The following is a 22,227-nucleotide window of genomic DNA, read 5'->3' on the forward strand; positions in this document are numbered from 1 at the left end:
CTGATGTGCCCGATCCGCTCCGCCGACGAGAGTGAAGGCGTCCGTCCGGCGCCGGCCATCCTCCGGTGGCGCTCGGGCCGCCCCGCGCCATCCCGGCGCGTGCTGGGCCTCACATCGCATCACCTGGAGAACTCGACATGATGAACAGGCGTACCTTTGGAAAGGTCCTCGGTCTGGCCGCTGGCGCGGGCGTAGCCTCCCTGGTGGGCCTGCCGGGGTTCACGGCCGCCTCCGCCGCCACGCGTGGGGTGGCGCCGACATTGCCGGCGATCACGCCCGGCACGCACACGTCCTTCGCCTCGCTGAAGCAGGTCAAGGCCGGGCTGCTGGACATCGGTTACGCCGAGGCCGGCCCGGCTCGCGGGCCCGTGGTCATCTGCCTGCACGGCTGGCCGTACGACATCCACAGCTTCGTCGACGTCGCTCCGCTGCTGGCGGCGCAGGGGTATCGGGTGATCGTGCCGTACCTGCGCGGTCATGGCACGACGCGGTTCCTGTCCTCGAAGACGTTCCGCAACGCCCAGCAGTCGGCGATCGCGCTCGACATCATCGCCCTGATGGACGCCCTCAAGATCGACAAGGCCGTGCTCGCCGGCTTCGACTGGGGCTCACGCACCGCCGACATCATCGCCGCCCTCTGGCCCGAGCGGTGCAAGGCCCTGGTGTCGGTGAGCGGCTACGTCATCACGAACCTCGAGGCCAACCTCTCCCCGCTGCCACCGAAGGCGGAATACGCCTGGTGGTACCAGTACTACTTCGCCACCGAGCGGGGGCGGCAGGCCATGGAGGACAAGAGCAAGCGTCACGACCTGAACCGGCTCGTCTGGGACACGGTCTCCCCGACGTGGGACTTCGACGACGCCACCTTCGAGCGTACGGCCGCGGCCTTCGACAACCCCGACTACGCCGCCATCGTGATCCACAACTACCGGTGGCGGCTGAGCCTGGCCGACGGGGAGCGCCGTTACAACGGTCTGGAGCAGCGGCTCGCCGTACGGCCGGTCATCAAGGTGCCGACCATCACCCTCGACGCCGAGCGCGACCCCTTCACGGCGCCGCCGGGCGACGGCTCGTCCTACCGCAACATGTTCACCGGCGCCTACGAACACCGCCTCCTTCGCGGTATCGGCCACAACCTGCCGCAGGAAGCGCCCACGGCCTTCGCCCAGGCCGTTGTCGACGTGGACTATTTCTAGTGACCATGGTCGGGGACGATCGTTGAGTCGGCCCGGGACGTGGTGCCGGCCTCTTGGGCCGGTCCGTTTCCCGGGGCCATCTTCCGAACCGGGCAGGCGATGTGGCGGGCACCTCTGGCCTTAACCTCAGGCTTCACCCGGAAATGTCGTCGTCACTGGAGCAGCCGCCTGGGCTTCCTTCCTGCGCGCCCGATAGGCAGCCGCTTTGACCTTGTTGCCGCACGATTCCATGCCACACCATTCCCGGCGCCCGCCCCGCGACCGGTCGATGAAGATCTTGGTGCACTCGGGGTTGGCGCACTCCTTCATCAGCGGCACGTCCGGCCCGCTGAGCAGTTCGATGGCATGCCGGGCCACGGTAGAGAGCGCTTGCACGGGGGTCGCCTCGACCCACCGGCCCTTGGCCGTGAGCTGGGGTTCCGCCGGGGGCTTGCGGGCTGTCGCGTTCACCAGGCCGAGCGCCTCGTCGTCGTATTCGGCGTCGGCGATCCGGGCGGTGACCAGCGCGTAGATGGCCTCGCGAAGCGCCACCGCCTGAATCAGGTCCGCGTCCCGGGAGCGAGATATGGCGTCGACGACGCCGGACTCCAGGAACCAGGCGTCGAGCCGGCCGGGGGCGTCAAGCGTTTCGACGCGCTCCGTGCGGCGCGCGCGGAGCGTGCAGGCGAGGTCGAGGGCGGGGTCGCCGCACAGAAACACATGTTTCACGTCACCAGTTTGACAGGTGACTTTGCGTGGCGCAATCGAAGAGGATCGGGTGCCGTTCCGCCCACAGCTCCTCGTCCAGGTGGCGGTCCCGCCAGACCTTCGGCGGGTCGGCCAGCCAGTCGTGCCCGAAGATCGCATCCGGATGACCAGCGCACGCCACTTCGTACTGGCCCATGTGCTCCATCAACGGCCGCCACCATCGGCCGTCCGTGACGACGAGGTACGAGGCTGCCGTAGCCGGTTCGTGCAGCCAGGAGTGCAACATCCGTGCCAGGAAGACGTCCGTGACGGGAGACGGCCCGGTCGCGAGGTCCTTGAAGTCCGGGCCGACCAGATGCCGCGCGATCGCGATGTGCGCCGCGGGGGGCACGCTCATGCGCCGGCCCACGTCGTGCCAGATCTCCGCGATGACAGGGTCGTTCTCCAGCTCTTCTCGCTCCGGTGCCCGCAGGGTCAGTCTGCTTGTGAAGGCGCGCAGCCGGTCGCTCCTGCGGCACCGGAGCAGGGAGAAGGCCTCCGGCTGACGGCCCAGCCAGAACCGGACGGACGCGGCCGTGACCTCGCCGTGCGTCTCGCGTGTCAGGGCGACGAGTTCGTCGTGGTCAGCTGGATTCGCTCTGGACGCCCGCAGATCCTCCCCATCTCCCCGCGAGATGTACCGGTGCACGATCCCGCCGCGTCGGCGCAGATGGCCGATGGTCCGCATGACCGCCATGCACGCGCGTGGGTCTTGGGCGTCGCGCAGCAGCCGATCCAGGGCGTAGTGGCAGATTTGCCGGTGCATTCGCTCGTAACCGACGGGGTCCCGCCATCGCAGGTCGTGGTCGAGGGACTCACACAGCACGCCGTTGATCTCTAGGCCGGGGTCGGCGGTCTCGACGTACGGCTGTGTCCGGAGCCAGTCGAACAGCTCCGCTGCCTGACCTCCCGGTACTACCGCTCTGAGAAGGTCCTCGGTGGTGTGCCGGGCATGGGCGCACACGTGCAATGCCGATCGATGCGCCTTCGTCGGCGATCTCGCGCATGGCGTCGGTACGGCCTGCACGAACGGCAGCCTCGGTGAGTTCGGCAAGACAGTACGCGCGAAGGGCAAGCTGGTAGGCGGGGTCGGCGGGGTCGAGCATCCTGCTCAGGGCGGCGAATGCGTCGTCGAATCGCTCCTCGCCCAAGGCCGTGAGCCCACGCGTGAGCCGGACGGTGGCCAGGACGGGACGGGCTCCGGCGGGAAGCGCGATGCGTTCGGCCTCATTTGCGAGCCCCGTGGCCCGCTCGTGGTCGCCCGTCAACGCGGCGATCTCCGCCTGGACGGCCGTGGCCAGCCCGTACATGAACGGCTGCCAGGTCTCCTGGGCGAGCTTGGCCGCCTCGGCCGCGACCGGGAGAGCCGTGGCCACGTCACCGAGCCGGGCCTGGAACCACGCCTGGACGGCCAACGCCCGGGGGAGTAGCCCGAGCCTCCCCTGGGCGCGCAAGCCGGGCGCGGCTGCCGTGGCGAAGCGGGCAGCCAGGTCGAACGCCCCGACCTGCAGGGCCGCGCTGCCCAGGTAGCGATCGATCTCCGGGGTGGTGGTCCCGGTCGCGCCGGCCAGTGCGCGCAGCCGAACGAGCGCGAGGTCGCCTCGCTCGAACGGCGCAACGTACGCCGTGATCGCGACCATGCGCGGGTCGTCGGCGGGAACGGGCAGGCGGTCGGCCACCTCCAGCAGCGCGCGGCGCGCGACCGGACCCGGTTCGGACCAGAAGCAGCGCATAGCGGCGCCCCACAGGATCCGGATCGCGGGCTCCACCTCCCCGTCGGCGGCCACTGACGCGGCGAGCTCGGCCAGCTCAGGCACGCGGGAGATGTCCTCGCGCACGCCGTCCTCGAAGCTGCTGAGAAGCCATGCGGTGGTGGCCCGGCGACGCGGCGGGAGGTCGAGGACCTGTGCGTCGCGCACCAGACGCTCGGCCGTGGTGCGGCTGCCGGATTCGACCGCGAGTTCGGCCGCGCTCAGCAATCTGAACGCCTTGCTGTCCTGTCTTTCGCTCAGCCGGGCCGCCTGCTCCAGCGCCGCGATTGCGGCGGCGACCCCGCCCCGGCGGCGGGCCCGGTCGGCCGTGCTGTCCAGCTCGGCCGCCACGCCTTCGTCGGTGCCGGGCGTCGCGACGGCCCAGTGCCAGGCCCGCCGGTCCGGCTGTTCTCGCAGTGTCTCGGCAAGAGCCAGGTGAGCCTGTCGGCGCTCGGCGAACGTCGAGGCCGCCGCGATGGCCGACCGCATCAGCGGGTGACGGAACGTCACCGTGTCGATGGCCAGCTCGATCAACCGGACTTCGGCGGCCGGTGCGAGGATCTCCGGCTCGGCCGTCGCGCCCAGGATCAGGCCGGTGGCCGCGAGGGTTTCCGCGACCGAATCGCTCTGGCCGAGCGCCGCGACCAGCAGGGCGGTACAGGCCGCAGCTGGCAAGCCAGTGACCCGGGCGGTGAACGCTCGCTCAAGACGCGCGCTCAGCGGCAGCACCGTGCCCGGCACGCCCGGGCGATCGCTCAGCGACTGAGTCGCGGGCAGCTCGGTCAGCGCCAGCGGGTTCCCGGCGGCCTCCTCAGCAGCCGCACCCGGACCGCTGGGGTGAGGCCGGGGGCGATCGAATCCAGGAGTTCGCCGGCGACCTCGCCGGAGAGTCGGTCGAGCGGCATCGGGGTCAGCCCGGCGTCCCGTATGTGCGAGCGCTCGCCGTCCCGGAGCGTTGCGACCATGACGACGGGCTCGGACTCGATCCGGCGCGCCACGAAGGCGAGGACGTCGGCGCTGGAGTGGTCTAGCCAGTGCATGTCGTCGGCGACGACCAGCACCGGTCGTACGGCTGCCGCCTCGGCCAGCAGGCTCAGTACGGCCAGGCCCACCTGATAGATGCTGGGCTCGGCCTATTCCGCAAGGCCCAACGCGCTGGCCAGGGCGTCGCGCTGCTGGACAAGCAGCGCGCTCAGGCTCGCCCGGATCGGGTCGGCTTCCCGTCCGAACAGCGGCATGGGCCTGACACTCCTAGCTCGACCTACGTGGGCTGGCGAGTTCTGTGCGGAGGGTGGTGATCCGCACGCTGACCCGTGAGGGACCGCGATACGGCAACGCGCCTTCCGCGAGTACGGCAGGGCCCGTTCACCAGACCTGAGCGAAGCAGGCGAGGGCGACGGCCAGAACGAGCACGGCCACTGACAGCACTTTCATGGTTCGGCTCCCCTTCGTGATGAAGCCCGCCGGGCGGAATGCCACGACGGCGAATCAGATGGCGGCGGCCCAGATGGTGACTGGAATGTTGCCGCGGGTGGCCTTGGAGTAGGGGCAGATCCGGTGGGCAGCCGCGCCGAGTTCCTCGGCGGTCTGCTGGTCAACCCCGCCCAGCTCGAGGTTGAGCACGGCGGCGAGGCCGAACTCGCCGTCGTCGCCGTGGTTCAGGGTCGCCTCGACGGTGATGCTCGTGCTGGTGAGCCGGACCTTGCGCTCCGCAGCCGCCCTTCTCACTGCTCCGAGGAAGCAGGCACCCCAGCCGGCGGCGAACAACTGCTCGGGGTTCGTGGCATCCCCGGCCCCGCCGAACTCCTTGGGGATGGCGAGGCTGGTGTCAAGGAGACCGTCGGCGGCTGAGACGCGACCCCCGTTGCGACCCTCTCCTGTCACTGTGACGACGGCGGTGTAGCTGGCAGCCATGGCTGTCCCCTTCCCTCCCTTGCGAGCGCGCCCCGGTTGGCGTCACCCGTTTAGCTGGTGACGAGACTGGCAGCCCGAATCATCACCTGTCAAACTGGTGACGACGCGAGCTTCTCGTGCCAACCGGTCAGTCCGGGGCGAAGGTCGGGGACAAGCCGGTCGGGTACGGCTCGCCGTGCAGAGCCGGCCGCCTAGGAGGCTTCCTGCTGCGCCAGCCCGCCGCAGGTGAAGTCCGCCTCCCGCGCGGGCTGAAGCTCGATCCGACCCAGATTGGTGGTCTCCATCGGCCTGCGAAACGTCTCCAGCTTGTCGCAGTCGTACAGGACGTATGTCCCGTCGCTCTCGCCCAGCAGCATCATCCAGCGGCCGTCGTAGAGAGGCTTGTCGTCCTCGGCGTTCCTGAGCACCGCCCACTGGTCCTGGAAGCCGACGGCATTCAGCAGCTCGTTTGCCTGGCCGCTGTTCTGAACCTCGATCGCGCCCTCGACGAGCCCCAGGATGAGCAGGAACCCCAGACCCACCCCGGTCAGCCCGCCATTCAACCGTCCCGGCGCGACCATGTCGGAGGGCAAGCGTCGGGAGTTCTGGTTGCAGGGCATGGCTACGGGGTTGCCGGCTGCGCTGGACTGCGTCAAGCAGTTCTCCGAGACGGACTTCACCGCCGAGCTGCCGAAGATCGACATCCCGGTGCTGGTCGTGCATGGTGAGGATGACCAGATCGTGCCGATCGCGGCGTCGGCGCTCAAGACGGTCGAGCTTCTTCCGCAGGCGACGTTGAAGGTCGTCCCGGAAGGCCCGCATGGTCTGGTCGGTGCGTTCGAGGAGACGTTCAACGGAGCACTGCTGGAGTTCGTGAGGAGCTGAACGTTCGTGTGGCGGTGAAGGCCATGTCGCCCTGGCGGAGGGGCGTGTTCGGCGCATCAACCGTTCGACGCCGCGACGCGGTCAGGGCGGTTCATGGCGTCCCGGAGGGCGGCACGGGTGGTGACTCCCAGTTTCGGGAAGATGCGGTACAGGTGGGAGCTGACGGTACGCGGTGACAAGCGTAGCCGCGTGCCGATCTCCTTGTTGGTGAGGCCGCTGGCGGCGAGGTCGGCGATCCGCTGTTCCTGCCAGGTCAGCGACAGATGCGGAGTGGAGACCATCGGCGCTGCTCCGACAATCCGCAGTTCGGTGCCGGCTCGCTCGGCCCATGCGGCGGCACCGAGCCGTTCGAAAGTCTCGGCAGCTTGGGCGAGGAGCGGCCGGGCAGCGGTGCGTTCGCGGGCGTGGCGCAGGCGGACCCCATGGGCCAGCTGGATCCGCGCCGTTTCGAACGGGAACCGCACGGCCGCCGGATGGGATGTGGCGCGCGCGAACATCTCGGCGGCCTCCCGCTCGGATCCCGCTGTCATCGCGAGCGCGCCGTAGCTGGTCAGGGCCAGGCGCGGGGAGATATCGGCGAAGCCAGCGTCGCGGGCGGCGAGGGCGTGGCGGCGAGCTTGTTCGGTGCGGCCGGTGGCCAGGGCCGCCTCGATGAGGTCGAGGAGGGTTCGTGATGCCGGGGCGCAATAGGTCCGGAACGTCCCCGGTGATGTGATGTCGACGGCATGGCGGTACGCGGCCTCATAGTCGCCTGCGCTCAACGCGACCGTCACGGCAACCGAGTCGGTGAGGTCGGTGAGAAGACCGATCCCGCGCGGGCGGGCCCAGGCTTCGACCTCAGCCCGCAGTTCGAGGGCCCGAGCGGCTTGGCCGCGCAGCGCCGCGAGCTGCGCCAGATAGGCGCGTGTCTGGTGGGCGAGCAGATGGCGACCGTGCTTGATCTCCAGAGCGAGGGCCCGTTCTCCAGTCCGCACGGCAGCGTCCCAGTCGCCGGACCCCATCTGATCCAGCATGATGACGGTCAGCATGAGCATTCCGCTGAACACGGTGCCGGTCTCCAGTTCGCGGTCTACGACGCGTTCCAGATGAGGTCGGTACTGGCTGGCGATATCGAGGTGGTATGCCGAGATGGCCAGGCGGGTGACATCCCAGGGCTCCCGGTCGCGCAGGTTCGCCGCGGCCCGCTCCAGAGGTCCGGCCCAGCCAAGCCCGTGCAGGACCACGTCGCTCCAGGTGTTGCCATAGATCTGTGTCTGCTCGCTGACGAGGTCGCCGAGGGACGCGAGCGTCTCATGAGCCTCGTTCCACAGGGCCGGGTCGGCGGCGTACTGGTTGACCGCGAGCAGGAGGGCTTGCATGCGGGCAAGGTTTTCAGTGGGCTCACCGTCCCGGCCTTCGATCGCCGCCATCACCTGCCGGTGGGCGGTGCGCACGTCGCCGTCCTCGAAGAATGCCTGGTGGATGGCATTGACGGCTGCGTCCGGCCCGGAGGTGAGATGGACAGGGGAAGGTTCGCCGCCGAAGCGGGCCGCGTATCCGGACAGGAACGTCGCGTAGTTGAGCCGCCGGGCCCGTTCTACAGCGTCCTCGCTCAGTTCGGCTGCACGGGTCAGCCAGCCAACGGCGGTGATGGCGCCGCCACGGCGGATCGCCGAATCGGCCGCGGCCTCCAGCGCCCGGGCGACCTCCTCGTCGGGTGCGACGTAGGCCGCGGCCAGATGCATCGCACGCCGTTCGAGGTCGTCTCGGTGGATGTCCGCGAACGTGCGATGCGCCGCCCGGCACTGCTCGGGGGTTGCCATCTGCACGACACTCGACCGGACCAGCGGATGCCGGAAGGTGACGTCTCCGGTGATCGGTTCCGCGTCCAGCAGGCCGCACGCCACTGCCTGGTCGATGTTCCGCATCCGGTGGCGTGGCTTCGGCCCGCCGTCGCCCGGCCGGGTCCCGACACCGTCGAGCGCGCCCATCAACAGCTCCAGACGGGCCGGGTCATTGAGCGCGGCAATGCGGGAGCCGTACAAGTGGTGCAGCCTCCGTGGCGGCCCCGCATCGCCGGCCTGGGACGGTAGTTCCAGCAGCGCGAGGGGGTTGCCGAGCGCCTGGTCCAGCACCCATCGGCGCACTCGCTCGTCCAAGGACGGGTGGTGCTGGTCGAGCAGGCGCACCGCGTCCTCGTCGGTGAGCGGGCCGATCGATATCTCGGGCAGCACGGCCCTGTCGAACCGGGAGACGACCTCGTCCCTGATGGCGACCAACAGCTTCACCGGGATGCTCCCGATCCGGCGCCCGACGAAGCCGAAGACGTCGGCGCTGGAATCGTCGAGCCACTGGCCGTCATCGAGGATCATCAGCAGAGGACGTCGCGTGGCGATGTCCGACAGCAGTTCGAGCACCGCGATGCCGAGTGTCATCACCGAAGGGGGATCATCGGCTCGCCGCCCCGTGATCGCGTCGAGCACCGTGCGGCTGTCGTCGTTCAGCGGGAGCAACTGGTAGACCAACTGGTGCAGCCCGGAATAGGGCAGTTCGGACTCGGCCTCGACCCCGGTGATCCGGCTCACGAGGTGGCCGTCCCGGATGGCCAGTTCCGACGCTTCCTCGAGCAGAGCGCTCTTGCCCACTCCCGCCTCGCCCCGCACGACGAGTACCCGGCCAGCGGTGGACTCCACCATGCCGGAGATCTCCGCCCGCTCACGCCCCCTGCCGATGATCACTTCGCTGACTCCCCGTTCTCCTCCGTGGCCTACTGGGCAATCAGCTTCGCTCAGCCGGAGGTCCCAGAGCCCCAGGGAGTACCCCTGGCCTGCTCCCCCGGGGGCACGGGTCTGCGCCGGGCCCAGTACGGGCCCGGCGCTCACGGGGTCAGGCCGGGTGGGTCATCCGCCCGGCCGGGACACAACGGAATCCCCTGGTCTGGCCCACAGAGCGGGAAACCAGCGGGTAGCGGCACAGGTTGCGGTGAACTCGCTCGCCGGATGCGGTCGTCAGGGTGGCGGAGAGAGTGGCCGGAGGCCGGCCGTGCTCCACCCAGGCGATCAGCGCGGCGAGATCGTCGGCCTGGCCCCCGCTCAGGCCGCAGTGCTCGGTACCCGGCGCCAGGAACAGCCGGAAGAAGTCATCGACGTCACCTCCGGTCGCGCGCTCCACACGCCGCCGGTAATCGACCGTGCCCTCCGTGGGAATCAGCTGGTCGCGGGTGCCGTGCCAGGTGAGGAGCTTGCCGCCGGCGTCGCGGAACGCCGACAGGTCGGCGTCACGGGTGCCGATGACATCGTCGTAAGCGGTTCGGGCCTGCCGAAAGAGCTCTTCGAACTTCGAGTAGGTGAGCTTGGATGTGTCGTACTCCGGGTTCTTCTTCACGAAGGTCGCGGCCCAGGCTGCGGGGACGAGGAACGGAACACCGTGAACGGCGCCGGACTCGTCCGGCGCGCTCGCGGCGAGAAAGTCAAAGGACGCGCCGACCGGCAGCCCGTACCAGAGACGCTTGCCGCTTCGAGTGCGCGGTCCGTCCCAGATCGCGCCGACCACGGCCGCGTCCGCCGCAGTGATCGTGACCTCTTTGCCGTCGCACACGATCTTCTTACCGATCAGTCTGCGCGGGTCGTAATCGCAGGCACCGCTGACGAGGCCGTCGCGGAGGCCGTCGCGGAGGCCGTCGCGGCCGTCGCAGGCCCGCAGCGCCGCCGCGTTGAAGGCGCCGAACTCGCACGACGTCGGGTAGGTCTTACGCTCATTCATCACCACCTGCGGCCAGAGCGTGGCGATCTCGAACTGGTTCCAGTTGATGCCGGGCGCGTTGGCGAGGATCCCGTCGAAGTCATTCGGGTAGCGCTGGGCCTCCATGAAGCCCTGGCGGCCGCCGGTTGAGCAGCCGTTCCAGTAGGAGTAAGACGCGGCCTTGCCATAGACGGCGGCGATGACCTGCTTGCCGACGAGCGCCAGTTCATGTTGGGACCGGTCGGCGAAGTTCGTCAGCAGTGTCTGGTCGATCCGGCCGTCCTTCAGCGCCCAGCTGGTGTCGATGCGTCGCCGACCCCCGCGTCCGTAGTGGCCATCGCATAACCCTGCTTGACACCCGTGGACAGGGCCGCGCCGTTGTCACCCGCGGCATAAGCGCTGCCGCCCGCAGCCTGGAAGCGGCCATTCCACCCGGTGTCCGGCAGCCAGACCCGAACCCTGGCGTGATCGCCCCCGTGGGTGAGGGTGACGGTCACCTCGCAGCGCGCGGGAACGTCCGGCACCGGGAAACCGCCGAGGGGCGGCACCCCGGGCACTTGAAACGTGCCCGCCGGCCGGCTCACCGCGGTCACCGACTCCACCTCCGCGCCGGCCGGGGCTTCGACAGGGATGGGGGAGCATTCGGACGGGGTGGACACGGTGAGGCTCGCGGCGCTGACCGGTGCATAGACGGCGGTCGCGGCCGCTACGGCGGCCGTCGCGATCAGCAGGAACCTTCGTTTCATGATCTCTCCTAGGGGAGTACGGCTGGCGGCCCTCACTGTCGCCGCCGCCCTGTTCACCGCGCATCGGTCACCTGACGCTCGGTCGTTCCGGCGTCGTCTGACTCACCGTCAGATGACCGATGTGCGCGACCCGGGGGCGGCCGAAGGTGGGAGCGTCCGCACCGCCAACTCGGAAGGTGAACTCCATGAACACCCGGTACAGACGACTTTTCGCCGTGGCCGCCGCGACGGTCGTTGCCGTCGGCGTTTTTCCCGTCGCCGCCATGGCAGACTCGGCCGGCCGGACGCCGAAGCCGACCATCGTCCTGGAACACGGCGCATTCGCCGACGGCTCCAGCTGGAACCGCGTCATCGCCGGCCTGCGCCGCGACGGCTACCCGGTGGTTGCCGCCGCCAACCCACTGCGCAGCGTCGCCTCCGATGCCGCCGCGCTGCGCGGCTTGATTGCCCACATCGACGGGCCCGTCATCCTCGTCGGTCACTCGTACGGCGGCAGCGTCATCAGCGCGGCTGGCACCGGAAACAGCAAGGTCAAGGCCCTCGTCTACGTGGCGGCCTTCCTGCCGGAATCCGGCGAAAGCGCACTCGGCTTGAGCACCAAATTCCCCGGTTCAACCCTGCCCGACGCCCTTGAGACGGTTAACGGTCCCGATGGCCCCGACCTGTACATCCGGCAGGATGCCTTCCACCACCAGTTCGCGGCTGACGTCCCTGCCCGTCAGGCAGCGCTGATGGCCGCATCCCAACGCCCGGTCGCGCAGTCCGCGCTGGAGGAGAAGGCACCGGCCCCTGCCTGGCGGGAGAAGCCGAGCTGGGACGTCATCACCACCAAGGACCTCAACATCCCCGCGGCCGCCCAGCGGTTCATGGCTCGACGGGCCAACGCCCACATCACCGAGGTCGCCGCGTCCCACGCGGTCGCCGTCTCGCACCCCGGCGTCGTCATCGACGTCATCGAAGCCGCTGCCCGCGCAACCCGCTGAGGAACATCATGGACTGGAAACTCGAGGTCGTCATCGTGCCGGTGTCCGACGTGGACCGCGCGAAGGCCTTCTACACCGAAACGCTCGGATTCCGGCTCGACGCGGACTTCCCCGTCCGCGACGGCTACCGCGTCATCCAGGTGACCCCGCCGGGCTCGGCTTGCTCGATCATCTTCGGTGACGGGCTGACCCCGACGGCTCCGGGCACCTACCTGGGCCCGCATCTGATCGTCACCGACCTCGAAGCCACCCTCAAGGACCTCGCCGCCCGTGGTGTGACGGCGAGCGGGCCGTTCCGCGACGAGTCAGGGGTCTTCCACCACCCCGGCGACGCCGAACGGGTGCCCGGGTTCCATCCCGAGCGTGCCAGTTACGGCTCGTTCGCCTCCTTCCATGACCCCGACGGGAACCAGTGGTTCCTCCAGGAGGTCACCCAGCGCGCTCCCGGCCGCTAGACCGCTGTCCCCACGGGAGGGCGGAACCACCCGCCCTCCCTGTCCACTTTTGGAGATCCTGTGCGCATTTTCGACGTCGTCGTCATCGGTGCCGGACCGGTTGGTGAGAATGTTGCCGACCGGACGGCCGCCGCCGGGTTGAGCACCGTCATCGTGGAAGCCGAACTGGTCGGCGGAGAATGCTCCTACTGGGCCTGCGAACCCAGCAAGGCGCTGCTACGGCCGGTACTGCTGCACGCCGAGGCAGGTGGCATGCCCGGCATCAACCCTGGCCCGCTGGACGTCGAGGCCGTCCTGCGGCATCGCGATCGAATGTCCAGCGGCTGGAACGACCAGCCCCAGGTGCAATGGCTGGAGCAGGCGGGCATCACCCTGATCCGCGGGCACGGACGGCTGTCCGGGCCACGGACCGTGGATGTGACCGGTGCCGACGGCGCCATCCTGCGACTGTCCGCCCGGCACGCCGTGGCCATCTGCACCGGAACCCGGGCCGCCATCCCACCGCTGCCGGACCTCGCCGCCCTGCGTCCCTGGACCAGCCGCGAAGCCACCACCGCCACCCGGGTCCCGCCACGGCTGGCCATCATCGGCGGGGGCGTCGTCGCAGTTGAGATGGCCACTGCCTGGCAGGCCCTCGGCTCGCGTGTCACCCTCGTCGTCCGGGAATCCGGGCTGCTTCCCCGGATGGAACGTTTCGCCGCCGGCCTGGTCACCGACGAGCTCCGCGCCTCGGGCGTCGACCTGCGGTTCGACACAACCCTCACCGCCGCAACCCGCGCCACGGACATCCGCCTCGTATTGTCCGACGGAGAGGTGCTCCACACCGACGAACTCCTGCTGGCGACCGGCCGCGCCCCGCGCACTGACGACCTCGGCCTGGAGACCGTCGGCCTGCGCCCCGGCACCTGGCTGTCGAGCGACGACACCTACACTGTGCCCGGCATCCCCGGCAATTGGCTTTACGCCGTCGGGGACGTCAACCAGCGCGCCCTCCTCACCCACCAAGGCAAGTACCAAGCGAGGATCGCCGGCACGGTCATCACCGACCGCGCCCGCAACCACCCCCTTGACCGCAGCCAGTGGAGCCGCCACACCGGAACCGCCGACCACGCCGCCGTCCCGCAGGTCCTCTTCACCGACCCCGAAATCGCCTCCGTCGGTCTCACCACCGACGACGCCGCACGCCTGGGCCGCGATGTCGACATCGTCGACTACGACCTCGGCGGCGTCGCCGGCGCTCATCAGCACAGCCCCGGATATCGGGGCCGCGCCCGCATCCTCCTCGACCCCGCACGCGGCACCGTCCTCGGCGCGACCTTCGCCGGTCGGGGAGTCGCTGAACTTCTCCAGTCTGCGACATTCGCGATCACCGGCGAGATCCCACTTGACCGCCTCTGGCACGCCGTCCCGGCCTTTCCCACGCTCAGCGAGGTCTGGCTCCGGCTCCTCGAAACCTACCGGGACACTCCCGCATCCCTGCGTAGTGGGCGCTGAGACCGGTTCAGAGAAGAGAGCACGAATATGGAGTGGTTCTTCGCGCCATGGACCCTCATGGCCTACATGAGCGGAGCCTTCGACACGACAGGCTGGCAAGGGATCGAACGGAACTGGTACGAGCCTCCGGTCCACGCGGAGAGATGGCTGATCGAAATCGTCTATGAGACGGTCGCCGCCGAAACCCGCTGCACGAGATGCGGCGCTCCCCTGGACCACCCCCGTATCCGAGCAGACGCCTGGCCCGTCCGGGTCGCTGCCCGCTGCCGTGGCACTGCCCGCCACCGCCACCGCGCCGACGTCTCTCGCACCCCGGACGGCCTCCGCATCGACCCTCTCATCCGCGCCTGATTGGAGCCCCCGTGAAAGTGACCTTCGACTCCGTCCACGCCCTGGCCCATGCACTCCGCCGCGCCGCCAAAGCCCACGCTTCCGACTCCGGCCCAGACCTCGGTTCCAACTGGCCCGATTGGTACGCCCACCACATGGCCGCCTTCAACAGCTTCGGCCGCTTCACCCATCTCCCCGAGCCAGTCCGACTGGAGGACACGATCGCCACCCCCCCTGCGGCTCCTCCGCCGGACCCCAACGGCGACCGCGATCCCAACCACGAATTCGTCCTCCGCTACGCCTCTCCAGACTTCTGACGGACTCATCGACCCACCGGACACCGTGTCCGGATCAGCGACGCACACCCTTGGAGCTCCCGATGAACTCATCGACGACGCACGCCGATCCGCTCTCCCCAGGCACCCATACCTACATCGTGGCCGGTCTTGTCCAGCGGTATCACGTCCACGGGCGAGGCCCCGTGTGCGTGGCCCACTCCGGGGGGCCCGGCATCTTCTGGGACTACATGCGGATGCCGGCCCTTGAAGAACACCTGACCATGGTGTACATCGAGCCCATCGGCACCGCCAAGGACAATCACCTGCCCTCGCACCCGCACGGGTACACACGGGAGCGCTACAGCAGTCTCTTGAGAGAGCTCATCACCCGGCTCGGTGTCCCGAAGGCGCATCTGCTGGGGCACTCGCATGGTGCCTTCGTCGCCGCCTACCACGCCCTGTACTGCTCCGAGCAGTTGGCAGGCGTTGTGCTGTATGAGGGCGCTCCCGTCACCGGCCCGGAACATGGCGCCGAGGCGGGTCGCATGGTGGAGGCATTCGCAGCGAAGCACGCCCACCACCCAGGGCTGCCCGGTGTGCTGGCCGCATTCGGGGCGATGTCGGGCATCTGCAACGACGAGCAAGCCGAGGCGGTCGCCAAGGGCGTGCTGCCGTCGTACTTCGCCGACTTCTGGGGCAACGAGGAACGGTACGGCCCGCTCCGGGGCGCGATTCGGGCCACGTACATTTCCGGTTTGGAGGAGGATCTCGTTCCCGATACCGTCGATGATCGCGCTGCTCTCAAGGACCTGAGGGTGCCGGCACTGGTGATCGTGGGCAGGCACGACGTGATCTGCGGTGTGCGCTGGGGGCTTGAACTGGCCGAGCTGATCCCCGATTCACGCCTGCTGATTCTGGAGAACAGCGGCCATCTGGGGCATGTGGAGGAGCCCGAGCTGTTCGCCGACGCGGTCCGCCGATTTGTCGCGGAGACTGCGGTCCCCCAGGATGGGGCGGTGGAGGACAGCACCGGACAGGCACCGAGGTGACTCCGCTTTCGGGCCGGCCCTGAAGTCAGTGTGCGGCGGCATTAGCTGACTGCCGCAGGAATCCATACCGCACCATTGGCGGCGCATGCTAGCGGGGGAACGGTCTGCGTACGCGCGTTTGCACTCGGGGTTGCCGCACGCCTTCAGCAGGAGAACCTCCGGATTGCCGAGCAGTTCGACGGCCTGTCGGGCGACGGTGGCCAAGGCCTGACAGGGGAACGCCTCGGAGCGCTGGCCTGCAGTTCCCGGCTGCGCAGTTGCTGGGACTTCGCGTGCGGTCCTGTTAAGGAGGGCGAGTGCGTCGCAGTCGAACTCCTCATCCAGGCGGTGGCTCTGTAGGTGACTCCGGGAGCCGGATGCCGGTCAGCGGCGCTGTGGCGCTCGGTGAGGCTGGAGCCGTGCAGCGAATTCCAGGGCCACCTGAGGGCTCTCAATGCGAGTAATGGATCGTTACTCTGAGTGATGAAATGCTGGTGACACACGCCGGAACACGATGGCTGAGGCGTTGCGCCAGCCGTAGCCGGAGCCGAAGAAGGGGATGGCGCCGCGGGCGAGCCGGCTGGGAGGTTCAAGCCGTTGATCGACGGGATGCTGCGGGCTGATCTGGATGCGCCGCGCAAGCAGCGGCACACAGCCAAGCGGGTATTCGCTCGTTTGGTAGATGAGTACCAGGCCGACGGGATGCCGCATCAGATGGTCCGCGCCTATGGCGCCGCCTCCTCGAACAGCCGCCTCTTGTCGCCGAATGTCGCGTACAGGCTGGGGGCTGATGCCCATGGCGGCGGTTATTCGTGGGCCGCCGATCAGCAGCACATCGGGACACCTGAATAGTTGGGCGGCGAGGTCCGGGGAGGCGATCTAGGAGTTGTCTTCAAATGTCAGCCCACATAAGGAGTGATGCGAGGGTGACAGCGGCTTGGTAGGACTCGGCGGTCTTGTCGTGGAGGGTGGCGATCCCTCGCCACTGTTTCAAGCGGTTGAAGCAGCGTTCGACGACGTTGCGCCGTTTGTAGAGCTGCTTGTCGAAGGCCGGGAGGGCGCCCGTCGCGGTGGCCGCGCCGGCGCCGGTTGCGGATCTGGTCGGACCATTCCGGAATGGTGTGGCCGACGCCCCGCCGCCTGAGCCAGGCCCGGATCGTTTTGGAGCTGTAGCTCTTGTCGCCGATGACGTGGTCGGGACGGATGCGCGGCCTTCCCGGACCGGGGCGGGGCACCCGTATCGCGTCCATCGCGGCGGTGAACTGCGTGCAGTCGTCGGTGTTCCCCGCCCGTGAGGGGTGGAAGCGAGCGGACGCCCCAGGGCATCGCAGGCCAGGTGAATTTTGCTGGTCAGCCCACCTCGGGAGCGTCCGAGTGCGGGGCTGCGGGGCCCCTTTTCGGGCCCCCGCAGCATGTTGGTGGGCGCGGACGACGGTGGAGTCGACCGACACGAGCCAGTCGATGTCCCCAGCCTCGTCCACCCTCGCCTGGGCAGCCTGGAGTATCCGCTCGAACGTGCCGTCCAGAGCCCATCGACGAAAGCGGGTGTGCAGCGTGGCCCACGGGCCGTACTGCTCGGGCACGTCACGCCAAGCGGTCCCGGTACGGAACTTCCACACGATCCCCGTTGAGAACCGTGCGGCCGTCCAACCGCTTCCTGCCCTGCAACGACTCGGGCAGCAGCGGACGGACGAACTCCCACTCGGCATCCGACAGTTCATGGTGACGTATCACCGGCCATGATCCACCAGTCGAGATCATTTGAAAGACACCGCCCAGCCACCCCCGGCGGCAGCCAAACCTGAACGGCCCGGTCGAGGCCGCCTCGGTTCCTACGCTTCTGCAACGGGGTGGTAGCGCACATCGACCTCGGCAAAGGGTTGTGAGCCGTGGGCGTGTCGCAGCCGGATCGGCCGGCCGCCGGTCGAAGAGCCGGATGCCATCACCGAGCAGGCTCGGTGCAATGTGCAGGTCGATTTCATCGATCAGGCCGAGTTCGAGCAGTTGGCGGCCAATCGTCGGGGAGAGGACTTCGAGGTTCTTGCCGTCGGCGGCCTCCAGGCCGATGCGTACTGCCTCGGCCACGTCGCAGTTCAGGAACGTGACGCCGTCGGCGTGCGTGGCGTCTTCGGGGTGGTGGGTGAGGATGAAGATCGGGCCGTTCCAGTCCTCGCTGTAGGGTCGGGCGCTCGGGTCGCGGTCCCAGCCGTTCCGCCCGCCCAGGACCGCGCCGGTGGTCTCGATGTACTCCTCTTCCACGCCGTCGCGGCCGGTGACCCCGCTCAGCCAGTCCATGGCATGGTCCGGGCCCGCCACGAACCCGTCCAGCGACATGCTGAAGTGAAAGAGGACCTTGCCGGCGGCCCGTTGCGGTTCGATGTCGAACATCTGGAGCTCCTTCGCTCGTCGTGCCGGCGCGAAAGCACCCGCTACACAGACAGACCAGACGGACGCCCCAAACTCATCGCCGCATCCCGGACCGTTCGACCGAGCAGACACGGACCGACCCGGCGGTCGATACCCGCGCCCTCCGGCCTTCGACAAGCAGCTCTACAAACGGCGCAACGTCGTCGAACGCTGCTTCAACCGCTTGAAACAGTGGCGAGGGATCGCCACCCTCCACGACAAGACCGCCGAGTCCTACCAAGCCGCTGTCACCCTCGCATCACTCCTGACGTGGGCTGACATTTGAAGACAACTCCTAGCCCACAGCTGATGGCGCTCAGGCTGCGGTTGAGCGTGAGGCGGCCAGACCCAGACGGTCGAGCTGGCGCGGGTGTCGCTCCTCGATGTCCCAGTCGACACCGATGGTGGTGCGGTGCCCCTCGCCGAAACCATGGGGAGCGACCAGGCCCGTACGGCCAGGGGCCACGCTTACGGACAACCGCGGAAGAGCGGAGTGTCGTTGGGGCCAGGAGGGCGAGGGGTTCGAGCAGACAATGGCGGAGTCGGACATGAAGTGACCGCGGAGGTGTTCAGGGCATAGCTGGATCCTCTGCCCTGAACAGACGGGGAAGGCGAGTGTGACGTTGACGCCGCGAATCCGGATTCTCCCGCGCAACGTCGTCTTCGCCCGCCACGCCCATGTCTCCGGTACCCATGTGATCAATTGTCGCTCTTGAAGATCGTCAATACCTGCAGCACCTCCAGGTAGATCCACACCAGGGTCGTGGTGAGACCGAAAGCGGCGAGCCAGGCCGCCTTCGGCGGCGCGCCGTGGGCGATGGCATCCTCGACCTGCTTGAAGTCCAGAGCGAGGAAAGCTGCGCCGAGCACGATGCCGACGAGACCGAAGACAATACCGAGGCCCCCGCTGTGGAAACCGAGGCCGTTCCCCGCGCCGAATGCGGAGAAAAGGGCGTCGGCGATCAGCAACAGCAGGAAACCCATCGTTGCGGCGCCGACGAAGCCCGCGAACCGCTGAGTGACCCGGATCCAGCGCATACGGTAGGCGATGAGCGTACCTGCGGACACTGCGAAGGTGCCAAGCACTGCCTGACCGACCACACCCGGCGCAATGTGCGTCGAGACAGCGCTGGAGAACACCCCGAGAAATACACCCTCGAATGCCGCATACCCGAGGATCAACGCCGGAGCCGGAGTCGGTTTGACTGCCTGAATGATCGACAAGACAAAGGCGATGAGCGCTGCGGCCACGGCGATTCCATAGGAGCGGCCGAGGTTCGCCTCGTCGACGGGCAGTAGCAGCCAGGACAGCACGGCCATCAGGGCCACGACGCCAAGGGTTGACGCGGTCCGGGTGATGACGTCGTTCATAGTCAGCGAGGCTGACCTGACCTGCCGACCAGTGTCGGCGGGGGAGGCATGGGGGCTGGTCCCGTAGTCGCCTGCAGCGGTGTTCACCGGGTCGCGCTGATACGAGTCCGATGGGCCAGGGCGCCATCGGGAGAGGATCGGGTTGCTGCTCTTCATGTCATTTCTCCTCTGTCCGCCGCATCTGCGGCTGGTGTGGATGGTTGATCAGTCGGGCTGAACTCTTTCGCCGGTCGGGCTGAGATTTGCGCCAGGTCGAGCAGGTCCCTGAGGAAGCCGTCCTCCCGCCACTCCGTCAGTTGTTCGGTGAGCACCTCGAACAGCGCCTGCACCGCTTCGGACTTCAGGAGCAGTCAGGAGGACGGCCGCTGGCCGATGCGCTTGGCGAGACCGGGCCTGTTCCGCCCGGAATCTGACCGTGATCGCGGCTGCCATCGCTGGGGCGAGCCAGACCTTCGCCCGCTTCGGCTGCTGGGTGAATTCATCAAGCATCTGGTCGAGATCCAGATGTAGCGGCGGTATGCGTTCGGGCGCCGAACGCGCCGCCATGGTGCTGGTCACGGTTCACGGCGGAGAGTTCCCCTCCGTGGGATGAGATCCGTGCCTCCACCCTTCGCCGGGAGGGAGGATCAGCGCATCGGTCACATGACGGTCAAAAGCCCTGAGCGCACTGGGTCACTTGGCCTGCAGAGGGCCCAATAGAGACTTCCGCAGGGACGACGGAGCCACCAGGGGCAGTAGGGCGGCGAACGTGCCCTTGAGCGTGCTCGGCCGCCGGGTCGGCTCCACGTTGACTCGGGTGCCGCCGGATTCGGGGGTCATCGTGAAGATCCAGCCACCACCGGCCCCGAAGAGCTTGGAGTCGAGGGTGGTGATGGTGACCGTGTCACCGTCCGGTTCCCACTCATAGCGCGCGCGTTCCCAGGGGGCGACGGTGGCGCCAACAGAATGGACCTTGAAGTACCCGGCGTCGATCGTGGGCCAGGCATCGGCGCGAGAGGGACTGAAGTCGGTCAGCACCCTCAACACCTCGTTCGGGCTGAGTGCAGATACAAGGTGAAAACGTATGACTGCCGTGGGAGCTCCTTAGCTGAGAAGGCAACCGGTCTGACTGGTGACGGGAGATTTCCATGAGCGTGCGTCACCCGTCAAGACGGTTATGTCTGTGTTCTAGATCGCAGGAAAGCGCCGTCATTTGACTGATGTGAGTCGCGGCGCCGCAGCGCAGAGTTGGTGCACGAAGGACAGACGCAACCCGGAGCAGTAGAGAGGTCTCATGGCCAGGACCAACGTCACTTTTCTCAGCGGTGGCATCCGAATCGCCGCTCATCTGTATACCCCGACACCCCGGCCGCAGGTCCATGGCCGGCGCTCGTCGTAGGCCACCCCGGCACCGGAGTGAAGGAACAGACGTCTGGCACCTATGCGCAGCTGATGGCTGAGCGTGGATTCGTCGTTCTGGCCTTCGACGCCGCCTACCAAGGCGAGTCATATGGACTGCCCCGTGGTCTGGAGGATCCCGCACAACGGGTGGAGGACTTCAAAGCGGCCGTCTCCTACCTCACCACCCTTGAGGAGGTCGCACCGGATCGGATCGGTCTGCTCGGCATCTGCGCCTCCGGCAGCTACTCGCTGGCCGCCACCGGCGGCGACCATCGCGTCAGGGCTGTAGCCACTGTCTCCACGGCCGAACCCGCCCGCCAGTTCCGGCTGGGGGCCGACGGCACCCAGGATCCGGCCGTTTTTCAATCCCTGCTCGCCGCCGCACGCGGGGAGGACCCCGGCGCGATGACCATGTTCCCGGACACCGCCGAACAGGCTGGCGCGCTTGGCGGCGCACACGGTATCGAGGGCTTCGAGTACTACTGCACTCCCCGCGGCGAACACGAACGTTCGGCCAAAACCCTGGCCTGGGAGAGCATCGACAAGATGGCCTCCAGCGACGCCTTCCACGCCATTCCCCTGATTGGCACGCGGCCCCTTCTCCAGATTATCGGTGAGCGCGCCGTCACCGCCTGGATGGCTATCGAGGCGCACCAGCGCGCCGTCGGCCGCAAGGAGATCCACTGGATCAAAGAGGCGAGCCACATTGACCTCTACGACAAGAAGGAGTACATCGACTCCGCGGTCGACAGGCTCACTGACTTTTTCACCACCAACCTGACCACGACGGCGCCGGTCTAACTCCAAGACCGTCATCACCGCCCCGCAGCCAGATCAAAACGGCCAGATCGCGGAACCCGCGCTGTAGACAATCCTCGTCGCTCTGCCCGACCTGTCCCTGGTGGCCAGCTGACGCACTGAATCGTGTAGGGCGCGTTTCCCTCCGTCCGCGCCTAACCCTCACCAGGCGCCTGCTGATCGACCTGACAGCCGATCCGGAGAAACAGAGCTGGATGTTCCAAGCCGAGAACCGGACTGACCACACCGAGAGACCGACACTCAACTGATAGGAGTCACCACATGAGCGACTTCCCCTCCCCACTGCCCGCTTCCCAGGACCGCCGGTTCGTCCTTGGACAGCACCTGAGTCTCACGATTCTCACGTCCGGGGAGGAGACCGGCGGGCGTCACGACATCTCCGACGTCACCCTGCCGCCCGGTGCGGGCACACCACTGCACCTACACACCGGCTACGAAGAACGTCTCTGGATCGTCGAGGGCGCGCTGACCGTGTGGTCGGGAGCTGACACCTACACCTTGCGCCCGGGCGACTTCTACCGCGTCCCGATGAATACACCGCACACCATCAAGGCAGGTTCGCACGGGGCGCGTACCCTGACGATCACCTCTCCCGCCCGATTCGCCGAGCTCATCCGCCGCACCGGGACACCCGCTCATCTGGCCACAGCCGACACCGAGTGGGACCTCAAGCTGTTCCAGGCCGTGACCGAGGAGTTCGGGGATGTCATCCTCGGCCCGCCCGGCGCCACACCCGCGAGCCTGGGTCCGGACTGGCAGGGGTGAG

24 protein-coding genes and 1 pseudogene are annotated in these 22,227 nt (G+C 68.1%); 9 read left to right on the top strand and 16 right to left on the bottom strand.

What is annotated here, in order from left to right; all coding sequences use genetic code 11:
• Positions 1-137: 137 nt before the first annotated feature.
• Positions 138-1,196, top strand: a complete 1,059-nt coding sequence (locus H4W81_RS02130) for an alpha/beta fold hydrolase (RefSeq protein ID WP_192773221.1) — start codon at positions 138-140, stop codon at positions 1,194-1,196.
• Between the two features lie 126 nt (positions 1,197-1,322).
• On the opposite strand, the gene H4W81_RS02135 is transcribed toward H4W81_RS02130, so the two are convergent.
• The 6 genes from H4W81_RS02135 to H4W81_RS02155 form a co-directional block, all read right to left on the bottom strand.
• Positions 1,323-1,904 (bottom strand): CGNR zinc finger domain-containing protein, encoded by a 582-nt coding sequence (locus H4W81_RS02135; RefSeq protein WP_318781469.1) that lies wholly within the window; start codon positions 1,902-1,904, stop codon positions 1,323-1,325.
• A gap of 1 nt (position 1,905) precedes the next feature.
• Positions 1,906-2,748 (bottom strand): hypothetical protein, encoded by an 843-nt coding sequence (locus H4W81_RS46640; protein WP_225958414.1) that lies wholly within the window; start codon positions 2,746-2,748, stop codon positions 1,906-1,908.
• Positions 2,738-4,414: an ATP-binding protein gene (locus H4W81_RS02140; RefSeq protein ID WP_192773223.1), complete on the bottom strand. Its 1,677-nt coding sequence runs from the start codon at positions 4,412-4,414 to the stop codon at positions 2,738-2,740. The genes H4W81_RS46640 and H4W81_RS02140 overlap by 11 nt, the downstream gene beginning before the upstream one ends.
• Before the next feature lie 41 nt (positions 4,415-4,455).
• Positions 4,456-4,785: an ATP-binding protein gene (locus tag H4W81_RS02145; RefSeq protein ID WP_192773224.1), complete on the bottom strand. Its 330-nt coding sequence runs from the start codon at positions 4,783-4,785 to the stop codon at positions 4,456-4,458.
• A gap of 376 nt (positions 4,786-5,161) precedes the next feature.
• Complete coding sequence (locus H4W81_RS02150; RefSeq protein WP_192773225.1) at positions 5,162-5,587, bottom strand: organic hydroperoxide resistance protein; 426 nt, start codon at positions 5,585-5,587, stop codon at positions 5,162-5,164.
• Between the two features lie 191 nt (positions 5,588-5,778).
• Positions 5,779-6,147 (bottom strand): hypothetical protein, encoded by a 369-nt coding sequence (locus tag H4W81_RS02155; protein ID WP_192781455.1) that lies wholly within the window; start codon positions 6,145-6,147, stop codon positions 5,779-5,781.
• Between H4W81_RS02155 and H4W81_RS02160 the strand changes: the two genes are divergently transcribed.
• On the top strand, positions 6,146-6,451 hold the full coding sequence (locus H4W81_RS02160; RefSeq protein ID WP_225958415.1) for an alpha/beta fold hydrolase: 306 nt from the start codon (positions 6,146-6,148) through the stop codon (positions 6,449-6,451). The genes H4W81_RS02155 and H4W81_RS02160 overlap by 2 nt on opposite strands.
• Before the next feature lie 56 nt (positions 6,452-6,507).
• Here the strand turns inward: H4W81_RS02160 and H4W81_RS02165 are convergent, their stop codons facing one another.
• From H4W81_RS02165 to H4W81_RS46645, 3 genes are all read right to left on the bottom strand, one after another.
• The gene (locus H4W81_RS02165) at positions 6,508-9,168 is read right to left on the bottom strand and encodes an ATP-binding protein (protein ID WP_318781472.1); all 2,661 of its coding nucleotides are present in this window, start codon (positions 9,166-9,168) and stop codon (positions 6,508-6,510) included.
• 148 nt (positions 9,169-9,316) lie between these two features.
• A complete protein-coding gene (locus H4W81_RS02170; RefSeq protein WP_318782488.1) occupies positions 9,317-10,477 on the bottom strand; it encodes a tannase/feruloyl esterase family alpha/beta hydrolase in 1,161 nt (386 codons plus the stop codon).
• Positions 10,456-10,917: a tannase/feruloyl esterase family alpha/beta hydrolase gene (locus H4W81_RS46645; RefSeq protein WP_225958416.1), complete on the bottom strand. Its 462-nt coding sequence runs from the start codon at positions 10,915-10,917 to the stop codon at positions 10,456-10,458. Before H4W81_RS46645 ends, H4W81_RS02170 begins: the two co-directional genes overlap by 22 nt.
• Positions 10,918-11,102: 185 nt before the next feature.
• Here H4W81_RS46645 and H4W81_RS02175 point away from each other — a divergent pair, with 185 nt between their 5' ends.
• The 5 genes from H4W81_RS02175 (at position 11,103) to H4W81_RS02200 (ending at position 15,506) form a co-directional block, all read left to right on the top strand.
• Positions 11,103-11,900, top strand: a complete 798-nt coding sequence (locus H4W81_RS02175; RefSeq protein ID WP_192773227.1) for an alpha/beta fold hydrolase — start codon at positions 11,103-11,105, stop codon at positions 11,898-11,900.
• A gap of 8 nt (positions 11,901-11,908) precedes the next feature.
• Positions 11,909-12,355, top strand: a complete 447-nt coding sequence (locus H4W81_RS02180; RefSeq protein WP_192773228.1) for a VOC family protein — start codon at positions 11,909-11,911, stop codon at positions 12,353-12,355.
• Between the two features lie 60 nt (positions 12,356-12,415).
• Positions 12,416-13,849, top strand: coding sequence for a dihydrolipoyl dehydrogenase family protein (locus tag H4W81_RS02185; protein ID WP_318781473.1), 1,434 nt, complete (start codon positions 12,416-12,418; stop codon positions 13,847-13,849).
• 362 nt (positions 13,850-14,211) lie between these two features.
• Positions 14,212-14,496 carry a hypothetical protein gene (locus tag H4W81_RS02195; RefSeq protein WP_192781456.1) on the top strand — a complete coding sequence of 95 codons (285 nt, stop codon included), beginning with the start codon at positions 14,212-14,214 and terminating at the stop codon, positions 14,494-14,496.
• A 62-nt stretch (positions 14,497-14,558) separates the two neighbouring features.
• Positions 14,559-15,506: an alpha/beta fold hydrolase gene (locus H4W81_RS02200; RefSeq protein ID WP_192773230.1), complete on the top strand. Its 948-nt coding sequence runs from the start codon at positions 14,559-14,561 to the stop codon at positions 15,504-15,506.
• Positions 15,507-15,563: 57 nt separating this feature from the next.
• On the opposite strand, the pseudogene H4W81_RS49835 reads toward H4W81_RS02200, so the two are convergent.
• The 7 genes and pseudogenes from H4W81_RS49835 to H4W81_RS02235 all read right to left on the bottom strand — a co-directional run.
• A pseudogene (locus H4W81_RS49835) lies at positions 15,564-15,710 on the bottom strand (CGNR zinc finger domain-containing protein); the annotation flags it as partial.
• A 246-nt stretch (positions 15,711-15,956) separates the two neighbouring features.
• On the bottom strand, positions 15,957-16,319 hold the full coding sequence (locus tag H4W81_RS02205; RefSeq protein ID WP_192773231.1) for a hypothetical protein: 363 nt from the start codon (positions 16,317-16,319) through the stop codon (positions 15,957-15,959).
• A 65-nt stretch (positions 16,320-16,384) separates the two neighbouring features.
• Positions 16,385-17,104: an IS5 family transposase gene (locus H4W81_RS49840; RefSeq protein ID WP_420538709.1), complete on the bottom strand. Its 720-nt coding sequence runs from the start codon at positions 17,102-17,104 to the stop codon at positions 16,385-16,387.
• Entirely contained in the window at positions 17,070-17,873 is an 804-nt protein-coding gene (locus H4W81_RS02215) for a dihydrofolate reductase family protein (protein ID WP_225958417.1), read from the bottom strand. The genes H4W81_RS49840 and H4W81_RS02215 overlap by 35 nt, the downstream gene beginning before the upstream one ends.
• 717 nt (positions 17,874-18,590) lie before the next feature.
• Positions 18,591-19,418 (bottom strand): Bax inhibitor-1/YccA family protein, encoded by an 828-nt coding sequence (locus tag H4W81_RS02225; RefSeq protein ID WP_192773232.1) that lies wholly within the window; start codon positions 19,416-19,418, stop codon positions 18,591-18,593.
• The gene (locus tag H4W81_RS02230) at positions 19,415-19,591 is read right to left on the bottom strand and encodes a hypothetical protein (RefSeq protein WP_192773233.1); all 177 of its coding nucleotides are present in this window, start codon (positions 19,589-19,591) and stop codon (positions 19,415-19,417) included. The genes H4W81_RS02225 and H4W81_RS02230 overlap by 4 nt, the downstream gene beginning before the upstream one ends.
• 343 nt (positions 19,592-19,934) lie before the next feature.
• Positions 19,935-20,279, bottom strand: coding sequence for an SRPBCC family protein (locus H4W81_RS02235; RefSeq protein WP_225958418.1), 345 nt, complete (start codon positions 20,277-20,279; stop codon positions 19,935-19,937).
• 213 nt (positions 20,280-20,492) lie between these two features.
• On the opposite strand from H4W81_RS02235, the gene H4W81_RS02240 reads away from it, so the two are divergent.
• Together H4W81_RS02240 and H4W81_RS02245 are read left to right on the top strand one after the other, a co-directional pair.
• Positions 20,493-21,443, top strand: a complete 951-nt coding sequence (locus H4W81_RS02240) for an alpha/beta hydrolase (RefSeq protein ID WP_318781474.1) — start codon at positions 20,493-20,495, stop codon at positions 21,441-21,443.
• A gap of 279 nt (positions 21,444-21,722) precedes the next feature.
• Positions 21,723-22,226: a cupin domain-containing protein gene (locus H4W81_RS02245; RefSeq protein ID WP_192773234.1), complete on the top strand. Its 504-nt coding sequence runs from the start codon at positions 21,723-21,725 to the stop codon at positions 22,224-22,226.
• Position 22,227 lies beyond the last annotated feature (1 nt).

This window comes from Nonomuraea africana, assembly GCF_014873535.1.
Classification (GTDB): Bacteria; Actinomycetota; Actinomycetes; order Streptosporangiales; family Streptosporangiaceae; genus Nonomuraea; species Nonomuraea africana.